Here is a 14114-nt window from a genome sequence, read left to right on the forward strand (position 1 = left end):
TTCACGATTACTATAGTCCCCCCTGCCCCGTTTGTCAAGGGGGCTTGCCCGAGGCGCGCGTGCTGGGGGCGTTGTGGGCAAAGGGCTGGGTTGGGCGTTCGGGTATAATATATGGCAACGCTGGAACGGTGTCGTTGAGGGCGTATGGACAACCAGACCTCTTTGCCCCCGAAACTGGAGCACCTCTTGCGCCTGCAGGCCCAGGCCCGCTTAGGCGGGGGGGAAAAGCGCATTCAGCAACAGCACGGCAAGGGTAAACTCACCGCTCGGGAGCGCATCGCCCTGTTTCTGGACGAGGGGAGTTTCCACGAACTGGACATGTTCGTCACCCACCGCACCTCCGAGTTCGGCTTGGCAGAGCAGAAGGTGCTGGGGGATGCGGTGGTAACGGGCTGGGGGACGGTGGACGGGCGCACGGTGTTTGTGTATGCCCAGGACTTTACAGTGCTGGGAGGCTCCCTGTCGGAGGCGGTGGCCGAGAAGATCTGCAAGATTATGGACTTGGCTATGAAGGTGGGAGCTCCCGTGGTGGGGATGTGCGACTCGGGCGGGGCACGTATTCAAGAGGGGGTGCTGAGCTTGGCGGGGTATGGGGAGATCTTCAAACGCAATGTGCTGGCCAGTGGGGTTATTCCCCAGATTTCGGTTATCTTGGGCCCGAGCGCCGGGGGAGCCACCTACTCCCCCGCCCTCACCGACTTCGTGTTCATGGTGCGGGGCATCGGGCAGATGTATATCACCGGCCCCGATGTCATCAAGGCGGTAACGGGGGAGGAGGTGACCCACGAAGAGCTGGGGGGTGCCCACGTCCATACCACCAAGAGCGGGGTGGCTCACTTCGCCTTTGACACGGAGCAGGAGTGTTTACAGCAGGTGCGTCGTCTCCTCTCTTTTCTCCCCAGTAACAACACGGAGGACCCTCCTATCCTGGATACGGGCGACCCTCCTGACCGGCGGGACGAGGCTCTGCGGGTGCTGGTGCCCGAGAACCCGATGAAGTCCTACGATGTGAAGGAGGTGATACGGCGGGTGGTGGACCAGGGGGATTTTCTGGAGGTGCACGAGCGGTGGGCACCCAATATCGTGGTCGGGTTTGCGCGCCTGGCGGGGCGCGCCGTGGGGGTAGTGGCCCAACAGCCCCAGCACCTGGCGGGCGTGCTGGACATTGATGCCTCGGTGAAAGCGGCCCGCTTCGTGCGCTTCTGCGATTGCTTCAACATCCCGTTAGTCACTTTCGTGGATGTGCCGGGCTTCATGCCGGGCGTGCACCAGGAGCACGGGGGCATCATCCGCCACGGGGCCAAGCTCATCTACGCCTACACGGAGGCGACGGTGCCCAAAGTGAGTGTGCTGTTGCGCAAGGCGTATGGGGGGGCCTATCTGGTGATGAGCAGCAAGCACCTGCGGGGCGACATCAACTACGCCTGGCCGACAGGAGAGGTGGCGGTGATGGGGCCGGAGGGGGCGGTGAACATCCTCTATCGGGAGCACCTGGCAAAACACCCCGATCCGGAGGGGGAGCGGGCGCGCCTCATTCAGGACTACAAGGAGCGTTTCGCTAACCCCTATGTGGCCGCCAGCCGGGGGTTCCTGGACGATGTGATAGACCCTGCCGAGACACGCCCCAAAATCATCCGCGCCCTGGCGATGCTGGCCAACAAACGGGATACCCTTCCTCCCAAGAAGCACGGCAACATCCCCCTATAGGTGTCTGGACCGTGTCTGTGCCGTCGGTGTGGCGACAGGTGCCCTGGCAGGCCCGAGGCATGCGCCTCTTCCGGCGGGGGGTCTCCTCTCTGTATCCCCACATCCCCGGCCACCTGCACACCTTACCCCTGCCCCCCCGACCACCCGCAGTGCGGGAGAACCGTCTGGTGGCACCGATGCCGGGGGTTGTGACCCGCTATCTGGTGGAGGAGGGGCAGCGGGTGCAGGAGGGGCAAGTGGTGGCCTATTTGGAGGCCATGAAAATGGAGAACGCCCTCACGGCCCCGTGCGGGGGTGTGGTGCGCCTGCAGGGCCGCCCCGGCCAGAAGGTCCAGAGGGGGGAGGTCTTGGCTATAATAGAGTGAAGCCTTGTCGCCAGGGGAGCGCCAGGGAGGGTGCTCCCCCCTTTTATGGGGGCAGGCCTATAGGTATACTCTATCAGGGGTTTTGGGGTATTCTATGGGGCAGACAGACAGAGGGGGAGGCACACGGAGCGTCAGGAGCAACGGAGGGAGCATATGACCTACAGGGTAACCCTTATCCCAGGGGACGGCATAGGGCCGGAGGTAACCCAGGCGGCGGTGCGGGTGCTGGAGGCTTCGGGGGTGCAGATTGAGTGGGAAGTGCAGGAGGCGGGCGAGGAGGTGATGGCCAAATACGGCACCCCCCTCCCCCAGGGCGTGCTGGAGTCCATTCGGCGCAATAAGGTGGCCCTGAAGGGGCCTATCACCACCCCGGTGGGCACGGGCTTTCGCTCGGTCAATGTGGCCATCCGCAAGGAACTGGACCTGTATGCCTGTGTGCGTCCCGCCAAGTCCTACCCGGGCGTGCGCAGTAAGTACGAGAACATTGACCTGGTGGTCATTCGGGAGAATACGGAGGATCTCTACGCCGGCGTGGAGTTCGCCAAGGGGGGGCCCTATACCAAAGACCTCATTGACCTGATTTACCGCAGTGGGCAAAAGGTGTTGGACCCCGAGCACGCGGGCTTCTCCATCAAGTCCATCTCCGAGTTCGGCACACGGCGCATCGTGAAGTTCGCCTTTGACTACGCCCGCCAGAATAACCGCAAGAAGGTTACGGCGGTTACCAAAGCCAACATCTTGAAGTTCACCGATGGTCTGTTCTTTGAGGTGGCGCGCCAGGTGGCCAAGAACTATCCCGATATCCAGTATGAGGAGCGCCTGGTGGATGCCACCTTTATGCAGTTGGTGATGCGTCCCGAGGAGTTTGATGTGCTGGTGCTCCCCAACCTGTATGGGGACATCTGCTCGGACCTGTGCGCCGGGCTCGTGGGGGGGTTAGGGGTCGCCCCCGGGGCCAACATTGGGGAGCACGGGGCGGTGTTTGAGGCGGTGCACGGCTCCGCCCCCCGCTATAAGGGGCTCAATAAGGTGAATCCCACGGCGATGATTCTCTCGGGCGTGCTGATGCTCCGCTACCTGGGGGAGAAGGAGGCGGCCGACCGGGTGGAGCGGGCTGTGGCTGAGGTCATCCGCGAGGGGAAGTATGTCACCTACGACTTCAAGCCCCACCGGGACGACCCCACCGCTGTGGGCACAGCCCAGATGGCGGACGCCATTATCCGCAAACTGCAGGAGGTGAAGACCCATGCGTAGGAAGATCACCGTGGTGGGGGCGGGGAATGTGGGAGCCAGCGTCGCCCAGCGCCTGTTCGACCGAGGCTATGCCGACATCGTGCTGGTGGACATCGTGGAGGGCCTGCCCCAGGGGAAGGCGTTAGACATCCTGGAATCGGGGCCGGTGGTGGGATCCGATGCCCGCTGCATCGGCACCAACGGGTACGAGGAGACGGCTAACTCGGATATCGTGATCATCACCTCGGGGGTGGCCCGCAAGCCCGGGATGAGCCGGGACGACCTGCTGTTCACCAATATGGACATCGTCGGGCATGTCACCCGCGAGACAGTGCGGCGTTCACCGAACGCCATCCTCATCGTCGTTACCAACCCTCTGGACGCCATGACCCAGCACGCCTTGGAGGTGTCAGGGTTGCCCCGGGAGCGGGTGATAGGCCAGTCGGGCATCCTGGATACGGCCCGCTTCCGCACCTTTTTGGCGATGGAGCTGGGGGTGTCGGTGCAGGATGTGCACGCCTATGTGTTGGGAGGGCACGGCGACACGATGGTGCCCCTGGTGGGGTATACCAATGTGGGCGGTAGCCCAGTGGAGCGCCTGCTCTCTCGGGAGCGCCTGGAGAAAATCGTCCAGCGCACTCGCGACGGGGGTGGGGAGATTGTGGCCCTCCTGAAGACGGGGAGCGCCTACTATGCCCCCAGCGCAGCGGTGGTGCAGATGGTGGACGCCATCGTCTACGACCGCAAGCAGGTGCTCCCCTGCTGTGTGTACCTGAACGGGGAGTATGGCATCAAGGGGTTGTGCGTGGGGGTGCCGGTGAAACTGGGGGCCAAGGGGGTGGAGCAGATCATTGAACTCCCCCTGCGTCCGGAGGAGGCAGCCGCCCTTCAGCGTTCGGCGGCTGCGGTGCGGGAACTGGTGGACAAGATGCACCAACGCCAGGCCAGGCCGGCTGCCACCTAGCGCCATCGGGGATCTCAGTGTGCCAGGAGGGGGGAATCCCCCCTCCTTGTGTTTTGGGCGGCACCCCATGCAGGGGTTGTCCCCACGCGCCGTAGCATACAATAGACAAGTGGAGGCGCCGATGCACGGCCCCTTGTCGGACGAGGCCATCCGAGTAGAGGGCCTGGTGAAGCGGTACGGCACGCTGGTGGCCGTGAACGAGGTTTCCTTTACGGTGCGCAAAGGGGAGATCTTCGGCGTTCTCGGCCCCAACGGCGCGGGGAAGACCACCCTCCTTGAGACCATTGAGGGCCTGCTCACCCCCGATGCGGGGCGCACCCTGGTGTTGGGCATGGACACCCATCAGGAGCCCCATAAGGTGAAGGAGCGGATTGGGGTACACCTGCAGGCCTCGGCCTATTTTGAGTTCCTCACTCTAAAGGAGATTTTGCACCTGTTCGGGCGTTTGTATCGGCGGCGTCTCCCCCCGATGGAGTTGCTGCGGATGGTGGGGCTGGAGGAGAAGGCCAACAGCACGGTGGCCAAACTGTCGGGCGGGCAGAAACAGCGGTTCGCCATCGCCGCCGCTCTGGTCAACGACCCCGAGGTGCTGTTTTTGGACGAGCCCACCACGGGCCTGGATCCTCAAGCCCGCCGCAGTCTGTGGGAGTTTATTCAACAGGTGCACCGCCAGGGGCGGACGGTGGTGCTCACCACCCACTATATGGAGGAGGCCCAGTTCCTCTGCCAACGGGTGGCCATTATGGACCGGGGGACAATTGTGGCCTTGGATACTCCGATGGGCTTGGTGCGGCGTTTAGAGCAACCCTATGTGGTGAAGGTGGTCAGTTCACGCCCGTTGGCGGTGGAGGTGCTGGGGCGATTGGATGGGGTGAAAGGGCAGGTGGTGCACCAGAACGGCACCTATCACCTGCGATCGGCCGATGCTACCCGCACGTTGCGGGACTTGCTGGCGTGGGCACAGGCTCACGCGGTGCCTTTGGAGCACCTGGAGGTGACGTCGGCCACCTTGGAGGATGTGTTCCTCGCCTTGACGGGGAGGCGGTTGCAGGACTAGGAGGTGGACGGTGCTGTGGCCCTTGGTAGTGGCCAACCTGAAGATGCTCCTACGCGACCGCGTGGCCCTGTTCTGGGCTTTGCTGTTCCCGGTCGTCTTTGTGGTGGGCTTTGGCTTCTTCCGGTTCGGGGAACCGCCCACCAGCACGGTGGCGGTGGTGGACCACGCCCAGAACGGGGCATCCCAGGGTTTTCTGGCGGCGCTGGGGGCCAATCCGGTGCTGAAGTTGGAGCCTTACCCCGATGAGGAGCGGGCGCGCACCGCCCTGACGCAGGGGGATGTGCGCTATGCGCTTATCCTGCCGCCGGAGTTCGGGCGGGGGGGCGAAGCGTCCACGGTTACCATGTTGTACGACCGCGCCCAAGTCACGGCCCCACTGGTGGTGGGGGTGGTGCAACGCTATGTGGATGAGATGAACTTACACCTCATCGGGGCGCAGCGGGTGCTGTCTTTGCAGGCTGAGCCTGTTCAATCGCGCCGTCTGCGCTACTTTGACTTCGTGCTGCCGGGCTTGGTGGGAATGGCGGTGATGCAGTTCTCAATCATTGGGATGGCGGTGGGGCTGGCGGAGGCAAGGGAACTGAAACTGTTGAAGCGGTTGCAGACCACACCCCTGTCGGTGGGGACTTTCTTTTTGGCCCGCGTGCTGGCCAATATGGTCTTGGCAGGGGTGCAGGCGGGGTTGCTCCTAGCGGTCGGGGTTTTGGCTTTTGACGCCTATATTGTCCCGCGCGGGCTGGTGTGGGGCATTCCTTTGATCATGGTGAGCAATATGATCTTCCTCAACTTGGGGTTTGTGGCGGGGGCTGTCTCCAAGACAGTGAACGCCGCCAGCGGGTTGGGCAACGCCATCGCCATGCCTATGATGATCTTCTCGGGGGTATTTTTTGACACGGCAGGTTTGCCCCGTGTGTTGGCGGTGATGGCCCAATACTTGCCCCTGACGCCCCTTATTGACTCCCTGCGGGGGATGCTGTTAGAGGCCAAGCCCCTGTGGGCCTATCCCGTGGATTTGGCTATCCTGGGGGGCTGGATGGTGGTGAGCGCTGTGCTGGCTGTCCGCTTGTTCCGTTTTACCTAAGGCAGGGCGAACAGGGCCTGCACCGTAACGGTTACCGTCAGTTCCCCGGGGCTGATAGGTGTGGGTGTCTCGGGGGCCGTCGCCGCCCGCATCGCCTCCAGCGGGGCGAGGGGCACACCGCCCCCCGCTTCACTCAAAGAGATCAGCTTACCCAAACTGATGCCGGCGGCCGAGGCCATCTGGCGGGCTTTGTCTAAAGCGTCTTTGACAGCCGCCTCCCGTGCCTGGGCCAGGGCGCGCCGGTGCTCCCCATCCTCCACTCCGAAGGCGATGCCCTGCACCCGTACCAGGTTCCCCCCCGCTGCCACGGCATCGTCTATCACCGTGCCGATGCGGTCCAGGGCGCGCACTTTCACGCTTACCAGGTTGCTCACCTGGTAGCCGATGAGCACCTGCTCCCCTTGCCGTTCGCCGCCGGGGAGGACGCGCTCCCGGTAGGTGTAAAGAGGCTGAATGGTGAAGTAGCGGGTTTGGATATCCCGCTCGGCGATGCCGTTGGCCTTGAGGGCGTCCAGGATGCGCCTCAAGGCGCGGGCGGCTTCGTCGCGGGCGGCGCTCACGGTGTCGGCGCGGGCCTCTACTCCCAGGGAGAGGTGGGCCACAGTGGGGGTAAGGGTAAGCCGTCCCTCGCCCGTTACCCAGAGGCCGGCGGGCTGGGAGGGCTGCACCACCAGGGAGGCACCGGTGGCCGGGAGTGCAGGTGGGGCACCCGGGGCAGTGCTGGCAGGGGGACTGGCGGGACGGGTGCACCCGACTAAAACCCATACGGTAAGGGCCAAAGCGAAAGCCAAAGCGTATCGGCGCATGGGCCACCTCCACCAGGGGCTCCACAGGATACTACACTGCGCAGCAGTGAAAGGTTCCCAAGAGGGAAACTAGGCCATCCGGCGCACCAGGCGTGCCAGGGCCAGCATCAGGAGCAAGACGCCAGTCACCACGCCTTCCACAAGGCCCCAGGCCAGAAGGGGACGGGGGGTCGGCTTGGGCAGAGCCTCGCCGATAGGTGTAGGAGAGGGGGACGGGGGTGGGACCGCCTCTTTGGGGATGTCGGGGGCAAGGATGAGCACGCTTTGACCGGGCTGAGTAGCCGAGGCAGCAGGGGGAGGCAGGGGAGTGCCCTGACGAGCCTGGAAGCCGAGGGAGAGATCCGTGGCCACCAGAACCATCAGGAGCAGACCCATAGCCACCGCGCTGGGAACGAGCAGGTGGGGGACGGCCAAGCGCGGGGCAGGATGCGGTGCAGGTGGGGCGATGCGAATGGGGGAGGACGGTTGCTCTTGGGGAAGGGTCTGGAGCCACTGACGCACCTGGCGCAAGTCCTCCACCATCCGACGGCACTCCGCACACACCTCCAGGTGCCTTTCTATGCGTAGACGCTCCCCTTTGCTCACCTGGTCGTCCAGGAAGCAGGAGAGCATTTCTGGGCTGGGATGCGCCCCACGACGCCGTCCCCACAGCCACATATAGGTCACACCCCCTCTGCTAAGGAGAACGGAGGGAGGTGGGGAGAAGTTCCTTTTTGCTCAGCAGGAAGGTGCGCATAGCCAGGCGGGCGCGGCTGAGGCGAGATTTGACGGTGCCGATGGGGACGCCCATCACCTGTGCCGCCTCCTCGTAGGAGAGGCCCTGCACATCCACCAGGAGGATGGCGAGGCGCTGGTCAGGGGGGAGGGCCTTCAGACCCTGGGCGATGGCCTCCCGCAGTTCCCGGCGCAAGGCGTAGTCTTCGGGGGCCTCATCGTTACTGGGGAACGGTGTGGTGGGGTCCTCCTCGGCCATGCCCTCCAGGGAGAGGGTCTTCCGCCGATAACCGGAGCGTAGGTGGTCGCGGCAGGCATTGACAGCAATGCGCAACAGCCAGGCGCGAAAGTTCCCCTCGTGGAAGGAGTGAATGTTCTGATAGGCAGAGAGGAAGGTCTCCTGGGTGGCGTCTTCGGCGGCGGCCCGGTCGCCCAGCATGCGGTAGGCCAGGGTGAACACCTGCCCCTGGTAGCGGACCACTAGGCGGTTGAAGGCCTCGGAATCCCCTTGCTTGCTCTGGGCGATGAGCAGGGCGTCGTCCACACTCCACCCCTAACCTTATATCATACCCCCGATGAAGGCTCTGATAGTATAAGGACAGGAGGCGCAGTGCGGCGTTGGCTGGTGCTGGGGGTGGTGCTCCTTGTCGTCATAGGTGTCGGGTGGAGCCCGCCGGGGCGCACCTCCCTGAAGACCGCTCTGTTCGTAACCCAAATCCTGCCTCAACTGCCGGTGCAGCCCCAGAAGTGGTTCGCCCCCGAGCCCCGGGTGCGGGAGGTGCGCTTTCCCACCCCCCGTGGGGAGGCGATTGCAGACCTGTATGAGCCGTCCCGCTCTGGCCGGAGGGGAGCGGTCGTCCTTTTTTTGGGGGTCAACCCGGCGGGACGGGACGATCCGCGGGTGGTGAACCTGGGGAAAGCCCTGGCCCGTGCAGGCATTGTAACCCTTATCCCCTGGTCCGAGCCGATGACCCAGAACCGCATTGATCCTGCGGAGGTGGAGATGCTGGTGGGGGCGTATCAGTATTTGGTGGGGTTGCCCGGTGTGGACGCCCGGCGGGTGGGGATGGGGGGGTTTTGCGTGGGGGCGTCGTTTGCCTTGATGGCCGCTGCCGACCCCCGCATCCGCGACCAGGTGGCCTTTGTAAACGCCCTGAGCGTGTACTTTGATGCCCGCGACCTGGTGGTGCAAATCGCCTCCCGCACCCGTTTCTGGAATGGCCTGCAGGAGCCTTGGGAGCCGGACCCCCTCACACGGGAGGTGTTCGAGGGGCACTTGGTGGCCTCCCTGCCCCCAGAGGAGGGGGAGTTGGTGCAACGCGCCCTGGCTGGCGATGCCACGGCGCGGGAAAGCCTTTCCCCCGAGGGGCGGGCCGTCCTGGGCCTGCTGGAAGGCGCCACACTGGAGGAGGCCCGCGTGCTGCTGTCCCACCTGCCGGCGGAGGGCCAGGAGTTTCTGCGGCGCATCTCCCCTTCCCAGTATCTGGACGGGCTGCGGGCGCCCGTGCTCATTATGCAGGACCGAGAGGATGCCCTGGTCCCGGCGTCAGAGGCGCGCCGCCTGGCCCAAGCCTTGCGGGGGAAGGTGCCCGTGCGCTATACCGAGTTCACCCTGTTTCGCCATGTGGACCCGGCACGCCCTGTCAGCCCCTTCGTTTTTGTGAGGGAGGTGGGGAAACTGTTCCGCCACCTCTACGCCATTATGAGCCTGGCGGGGTAGGCGATTCCCCCTCCCAGTCCTGCAGGACACGGCTGATGTAGGTTTTCTCCTCCTCGGTGAGGGGGGGTAAGGCGGAGGCTGCCATGTTCTCCCGCACCTGCTCGGGCGTCTTGGCCCCCGGGATGACCACCGAGATGGCAGGATTGTCCAGGACGAAGCGGATGGCCAGGTGGGCTAGGCTCCTCTGGGGAGAGGTGAGGGGGCGCAACGCCTCCGCCGCCCGCACCAGGCGGCGTATGTAGGCCCGTGGCCACAGGTGACGGATGTCCCCCGGGGGGAAGGTGGCATCCTCGGTGTATTTACCTGTCAGGAAGCCGTTGTGGAGGGGCTCCCGGGCGATGATGCCCACGCCCTGCTGGTGGGCCAAAGGGAAGAGGTCTACTGCCATCTCCTGGCGCAGGAGGTTGTAGACGGCTTGCAGAGCGGCGGGACGACCCGTCCGCAGGGCAGCCATCCCCTCCTGGGGGGCGTGGATGGAGACGCCGTAAAAACGTATTTTGCCCTCTTTCTGCAGGTCCTCCAAGACGGCGAAGAAACCGGGGTGAAAAAGGAAGGGGAGGGGGGGGTTGTGGAGTTGGTAGAGATCTATCACGTCGCGGCGGAGGCGGCGCAAGCTCTGCTCGCAGGCGAAGCGGATGTAGCGGGGGGAGAAGTCCATAACTACGCCGTGGGGGCGGTAGAAGTTGCCCCCCACCTTGGTCGCCACCACCACATCGGGGCGATTGCCCACTACCTCTCCCACCAGTTCCTCGCTGTGGCCGTGGCCGTAGACATCGGCGGTGTCGAAGAAGGTGCACCCCAAGTCCAGGGCCTCCTGGAGGGCGCGTCGGGAGACGGCGTCATCGGTGGGGCCGTAGCTGTTGCCGTAGAGGTTGCCGCCGATGGCCCAGGCTCCGAAGCCCACCTCCGACACCAAAAGGCCTGTGGTGCCTAGCGGGCGTGTGCGCATACGCAACCTCATCACCCGTGCTGTGGGGAGGGGGCGTATGGTATCTTACCCCTAGGGCTTAGGGGGAGGGAGCCGATGAACTTCTGGATGATCACCCTCACTCCCCAAGAGTATGAGGACTTGCGGGGGCGGAAGTTCGCCAGCCTTTACCTGCACCCCCGGCACAAGCGCAAGGCCGATCGCATGGCCGTGGGGGATCGGGTGTTGCTCTTTGTGAAGAAAAAGCAGGTGTTCGCGGGCACCGCCACCGTGGCCGGGCCTGCCCAAGCCGAGGGGAGCCCCCCCCAGCGCTTGGTGGTTCCCTTGCAGCCAGTTTTGGTGCCGGAGGAGGTCCCAGCGGTGGATGCCCGCCTGCTGGCCCCCAGCCTGGAATACGTGAAGCGGTGGCGTCCCGAGGATTGGCCCTTGGCTTTTGTGGAGCAGATGCACTTGCTCTCCCGGCGGGATTTTGAGGTGGTGGAAACGGAGCTGCGTCGGGCCACACGGGGGCGGAGGGTACCCCCCTCTCCCCATCACGCCCCTTCGGGCACATAGACCAGTTTGCCGATAACCTGGTCTTTTTCCATCATCTCCTGACCGCGGGGCACCTCCCGCAGGGGGAGGATGTGGTGGATGACGGGGCGGATTTTGCCCGCCTCTACCCACCGCAGGGCTTGCAGCAGTTCGGCCTTATTCCCCATATGGGAGCCGAGGAAGTTCAGTTGCTTGTTCCATAGGAAGCGCAGGTCGGTGGTGGCTTCAAAGCCCGAGGTGGCCCCACAGGTTACCAGGGTGCCTCCCCACCGCAGGGCGCGGACGCTGGTGGGAAAAGTGGCCTGTCCCACATGCTCAAAGACGATGTCCACACCCCGACGGTTGGTGATGCGTCGCACCTCCTCGTAGACATCCTGTTTGGCGCGATTGATGACGAACTCGGCACCCAGGTCGGCCACTTTGCGGGCCTTCTCTTCACTGCTCACCACGGCGATGGGGCGTGCCCCGAATAGGCGACAGATTTGGATGGCCATGACCCCCAACCCGCCCGCCCCTCCCCATATAAGGACGAAGTCGCCCGGCTGCACCCGTGCCCGGCTCACCAGCATGCGCCAGGCGGTCATGAGCACCAGAGGCAGGGAGGCGGCTTCAGCGAAAGAGAGGGCTTTCGGTTTGGGGATGATGTTGACGGCGGGCAGTTTGGCATACTGGGCGTGGCCCCCGTCGTTGGGGCCGGTCTGGAAGCCCCAGATCTTGAAATCCCGACAGAAGAACTCCTGCCCGCCTGTGCACATCTCGCAGGTGCGGCACGCCAGGGAGGGGTGCACCAGCACCTCGTCGCCCACTTTGATGCCTGTCACGGCGCTCCCCACCTCCACCACCACCCCCGCCGCATCGGAGCCCGAGACATGGGGCAGGATGATCTGCATCCCTGGCAAGCCACGGCGCGCCCAAATGTCGGTGTAGTTGGCGGCTGCCGCTTTCACGTGTATGACCACTTCGTTGGGCCCAGGTTTGGGGTCGGGGATGTCCTTATACTGCAGAACTTCGGGGCCCCCGTGCCGTTCAAAGACAACTGCCTTCATCTGTCCCCCTTTGGGCTTGGGTGGGCGTAGCGTTTTTTATGATACGGGACTCGCCAGGTGTGGGCAACACTGCGTCGCTATCATGGGGGCGAGGGTGTATGCGGTTGCCTCCCCTTGTGCAGGCCATTTTCCTGGAGCGCCTGAACCGTTTTGCGGGACGGGTGCTGGTAGACGGCTCCCCTGCTTTGGTGCATATAGCCAACTCGGGGCGGATGTGGGAACTCCTACAGCGGGGGCGGGTGTGCTGGGTAACGCCCCGTGTAGGGGCAGTGCGCAAGACAGTGTATGACCTGGTGCTGGTGGATGTGGGGCATACTTTGGCATCGGCGGATGCGCGCTTGCCCTCCGCCCTGCTGGCAGAGGCGATTGGGGAAAGGCGTGTGCCCGCGTTCCAGGGGTGGCGCCTGCGGGGGCGGGAGGTGCCCTTCGGCCATAGCCGATTGGACCTGCTCCTGGAACGGGACGGACGCCTGTGCTGGGTGGAGGCCAAGTCGGTCACGCTGGTGGAGGAGGGTGTGGGCCTGTTCCCCGATGCGCCCACCAGCCGCGGCCAACGCCATATGGCCAGCCTGGTAGAGGCGGTGGGCCAGGGGCATCGGGCGTGTGTGGTGTTTGTTGTCCAACGGGAGGATGCCCACGCCTTCGCCCCCAACGACCCCGCAGACCCGGCTTTTGGGGAGGCGTTGCGCTCCGCCTTAGCCCAGGGGGTGGAGGCCTACGCTTATCGGTGTCGTGTCGGGTTGGACGAGGTGCGTTTGGATACACCCCTGCCGGTGTGGACACGCTATCCCGCAGAGGGGCACCGTGGGCACTGATACGCTGCGCCGGCTAGTAGAGGAGGTTTACCAGCGCCTCTACCGTGCCTATGGCCCCCAAGGGTGGTGGCCAGGGGACGGGGCCTTGGAGGTGTGCATCGGGGCCATTCTGACCCAGGCTGCAGCGTGGAGGAATGTAGAGCGTGCCTTGGGCAACCTGAAACGGGTGGGGGCGTTGTCACCGGCGGCCCTGCGGGCCCTCCCTTTGGAGGAGTTGGCTCGGTTGGTGCGCCCCTCGGGGTATTTCACGGTGAAGGCCCGCAAGGTGAAGGCCTTCGTGGAGCACCTGGCCCGCTACAACGACGACCTGGAGGCTTTCTTCGCCCAGGATACTCAAGCCCTACGGGCGGAACTGCTGGGGATCTACGGCATCGGGGAGGAGACGGCCGACGACATCCTGCTGTATGCGGCGGGGAAGCCCGTGTTCGTGGTGGACGCCTATACCATCCGCATCTTCCAGCGCTTGGGGGTGGTGGGGGAGCGAGCGCGCTACGGGGAGGTACAACGCCTGTTTATGGAGCATATGCCTGCCGATGTGGTTACCTTCCAGGAGTACCATGCCCTTCTGGTGCGCTTGGGCAAGGAGGTATGCCGGAAGCGTGCCCCCCGCTGTGGGGTGTGCCCCCTGCTGGATCTGTGCCCCACGGGGCGTCGTTCCCTGGCGTCGGTTACTCCTGTATCTCTTCAATCGGGTCGCCCACCTGGATGATGCCGGTGGTCAGGATGTCGGCACGCAGGCCGGCCTTGTGCACCAGCGGCTCCAGGATGGGTTTGCCGGTGAGGCCCTCCAGATATGCGCAGGGCTCGCACAGGCGCATGCCGACGCACACGACGGGGCCGATGCGGAAGCGCTTGCCCACCAGGGGGGCCAAGGCTATGCCCCGAGTGGTGATGTTGCGGCGGTGTTCGGTGGGCAAGAGGCGAATGCCCCGCTCCTGCCACAGGGCGTCCAGCACCTCGGCCTCTATAAGGGTGAGTTGGCGGCCGGTGCCGGGGGTGGAGGAGTAATACCCCTTGCCCAGGGCATAGCGGTCGCCCTCCAGCCCCAGGCCGGCGATGGCGCGGACGCGCTCAACCGGCAGCATGGGCTGGCCCGGCCCCGTGGCGATGCAGATGGTCTCAACTCGTCCCGATGGCATAACCC

The 14114-nt window shown here is 64.6% G+C and carries 15 protein-coding genes and 1 pseudogene; 10 read left to right on the forward strand and 6 right to left on the reverse strand.

Annotated features, from left to right (window positions below; translation table 11 throughout):
• The first annotated feature begins 144 nt into the window (after positions 1-144).
• The 6 genes and pseudogenes from NZ951_04525 to NZ951_04550 all read left to right on the forward strand — a co-directional run bounded on the left by NZ951_04525 (position 145) and on the right by NZ951_04550 (position 6407).
• Positions 145-1707 (forward strand): acyl-CoA carboxylase subunit beta, encoded by a 1563-nt coding sequence (locus NZ951_04525; GenBank protein MCS7207187.1) that lies wholly within the window; start codon positions 145-147, stop codon positions 1705-1707.
• A 170-nt stretch (positions 1708-1877) separates the two neighbouring features.
• Positions 1878-2030, forward strand: a pseudogene (locus tag NZ951_04530) (acetyl-CoA carboxylase biotin carboxyl carrier protein subunit).
• A 195-nt stretch (positions 2031-2225) separates the two neighbouring features.
• Positions 2226-3326: an isocitrate/isopropylmalate dehydrogenase family protein gene (locus NZ951_04535; GenBank protein ID MCS7207188.1), complete on the forward strand. Its 1101-nt coding sequence runs from the start codon at positions 2226-2228 to the stop codon at positions 3324-3326.
• On the forward strand, positions 3319-4269 hold the full coding sequence (gene mdh, locus NZ951_04540) for a malate dehydrogenase (protein ID MCS7207189.1): 951 nt from the start codon (positions 3319-3321) through the stop codon (positions 4267-4269). The genes NZ951_04535 and mdh overlap by 8 nt, the downstream gene beginning before the upstream one ends.
• A 121-nt stretch (positions 4270-4390) precedes the next feature.
• Positions 4391-5326 carry an ABC transporter ATP-binding protein gene (locus NZ951_04545; GenBank protein MCS7207190.1) on the forward strand — a complete coding sequence of 312 codons (936 nt, stop codon included), beginning with the start codon at positions 4391-4393 and terminating at the stop codon, positions 5324-5326.
• Between the two features lie 10 nt (positions 5327-5336).
• Positions 5337-6407, forward strand: coding sequence for an ABC transporter permease (locus tag NZ951_04550; GenBank protein MCS7207191.1), 1071 nt, complete (start codon positions 5337-5339; stop codon positions 6405-6407).
• On the opposite strand, the gene NZ951_04555 is transcribed toward NZ951_04550, so the two are convergent.
• From NZ951_04555 to NZ951_04565, 3 genes are all read right to left on the reverse strand, one after another.
• Positions 6404-7213, reverse strand: a complete 810-nt coding sequence (locus NZ951_04555) for an SIMPL domain-containing protein (protein ID MCS7207192.1) — start codon at positions 7211-7213, stop codon at positions 6404-6406. The two genes, NZ951_04550 and NZ951_04555, sit on opposite strands and share 4 nt — an antisense overlap.
• Before the next feature lie 69 nt (positions 7214-7282).
• A complete protein-coding gene (locus NZ951_04560) occupies positions 7283-7870 on the reverse strand; it encodes a zf-HC2 domain-containing protein (protein MCS7207193.1) in 588 nt (195 codons plus the stop codon).
• 19 nt (positions 7871-7889) lie between these two features.
• The gene (locus tag NZ951_04565; GenBank protein MCS7207194.1) at positions 7890-8471 is read right to left on the reverse strand and encodes a sigma-70 family RNA polymerase sigma factor; all 582 of its coding nucleotides are present in this window, start codon (positions 8469-8471) and stop codon (positions 7890-7892) included.
• Between the two features lie 66 nt (positions 8472-8537).
• On the opposite strand from NZ951_04565, the gene NZ951_04570 reads away from it, so the two are divergent.
• The gene (locus NZ951_04570; protein MCS7207195.1) at positions 8538-9647 is read left to right on the forward strand and encodes a hypothetical protein; all 1110 of its coding nucleotides are present in this window, start codon (positions 8538-8540) and stop codon (positions 9645-9647) included.
• Here NZ951_04570 and NZ951_04575 read toward each other — a convergent pair.
• On the reverse strand, positions 9628-10596 hold the full coding sequence (locus tag NZ951_04575) for an aldo/keto reductase (GenBank protein MCS7207196.1): 969 nt from the start codon (positions 10594-10596) through the stop codon (positions 9628-9630). The genes NZ951_04570 and NZ951_04575 overlap by 20 nt on opposite strands.
• Positions 10597-10671: 75 nt before the next feature.
• Between NZ951_04575 and NZ951_04580 the strand changes: the two genes are divergently transcribed.
• Positions 10672-11130: a hypothetical protein gene (locus tag NZ951_04580; GenBank protein MCS7207197.1), complete on the forward strand. Its 459-nt coding sequence runs from the start codon at positions 10672-10674 to the stop codon at positions 11128-11130.
• On the opposite strand, the gene NZ951_04585 is transcribed toward NZ951_04580, so the two are convergent.
• The gene (locus NZ951_04585) at positions 11109-12155 is read right to left on the reverse strand and encodes a zinc-binding dehydrogenase (GenBank protein ID MCS7207198.1); all 1047 of its coding nucleotides are present in this window, start codon (positions 12153-12155) and stop codon (positions 11109-11111) included. The two genes, NZ951_04580 and NZ951_04585, sit on opposite strands and share 22 nt — an antisense overlap.
• 98 nt (positions 12156-12253) lie before the next feature.
• Between NZ951_04585 and sfsA the strand changes: the two genes are divergently transcribed.
• Both sfsA and NZ951_04595 read left to right on the forward strand, forming a co-directional pair.
• Positions 12254-12970 (forward strand): DNA/RNA nuclease SfsA, encoded by a 717-nt coding sequence (gene sfsA, locus NZ951_04590; GenBank protein ID MCS7207199.1) that lies wholly within the window; start codon positions 12254-12256, stop codon positions 12968-12970.
• Positions 12960-13679, forward strand: coding sequence for an endonuclease III domain-containing protein (locus NZ951_04595; protein ID MCS7207200.1), 720 nt, complete (start codon positions 12960-12962; stop codon positions 13677-13679). The genes sfsA and NZ951_04595 overlap by 11 nt, the downstream gene beginning before the upstream one ends.
• Here the strand turns inward: NZ951_04595 and NZ951_04600 are convergent.
• Positions 13639-14109, reverse strand: a complete 471-nt coding sequence (locus NZ951_04600; GenBank protein MCS7207201.1) for an MOSC domain-containing protein — start codon at positions 14107-14109, stop codon at positions 13639-13641. The two genes, NZ951_04595 and NZ951_04600, sit on opposite strands and share 41 nt — an antisense overlap.
• Between the last annotated feature and the right edge of the window lie 5 nt (positions 14110-14114).

Source organism: Dehalococcoidia bacterium, from assembly GCA_025060295.1.
Classification (GTDB): domain Bacteria; phylum Chloroflexota; class Dehalococcoidia; order Lucifugimonadales; family HRBIN23; genus HRBIN23.

Bases quoted from the DNA above. Each gene is read 5' to 3' on its own strand.
- NZ951_04585 (MCS7207198.1), bottom strand. From the start codon at position 12,155: ATGAAGGCAGTTGTCTTTGAACGGCACGGGGGCCCCGAAGTTCTGCAG.
- NZ951_04600 (MCS7207201.1), bottom strand. From the start codon at position 14,109: ATGCCATCGGGACGAGTTGAGACCATCTGCATCGCCACGGGGCCGGGC.
- NZ951_04545 (MCS7207190.1), top strand. From the start codon at position 4,391: ATGCACGGCCCCTTGTCGGACGAGGCCATCCGAGTAGAGGGCCTGGTG.
- NZ951_04575 (MCS7207196.1), bottom strand. From the start codon at position 10,596: ATGCGCACACGCCCGCTAGGCACCACAGGCCTTTTGGTGTCGGAGGTG.
- sfsA (MCS7207199.1), top strand. From the start codon at position 12,254: ATGCGGTTGCCTCCCCTTGTGCAGGCCATTTTCCTGGAGCGCCTGAAC.
- NZ951_04555 (MCS7207192.1), bottom strand. From the start codon at position 7,213: ATGCGCCGATACGCTTTGGCTTTCGCTTTGGCCCTTACCGTATGGGTT.
- NZ951_04535 (MCS7207188.1), top strand. From the start codon at position 2,226: ATGACCTACAGGGTAACCCTTATCCCAGGGGACGGCATAGGGCCGGAG.
- NZ951_04560 (MCS7207193.1), bottom strand. From the start codon at position 7,870: ATGTGGCTGTGGGGACGGCGTCGTGGGGCGCATCCCAGCCCAGAAATG.
- mdh (MCS7207189.1), top strand. From the start codon at position 3,319: ATGCGTAGGAAGATCACCGTGGTGGGGGCGGGGAATGTGGGAGCCAGC.
- NZ951_04525 (MCS7207187.1), top strand. From the start codon at position 145: ATGGACAACCAGACCTCTTTGCCCCCGAAACTGGAGCACCTCTTGCGC.
- NZ951_04580 (MCS7207197.1), top strand. From the start codon at position 10,672: ATGAACTTCTGGATGATCACCCTCACTCCCCAAGAGTATGAGGACTTG.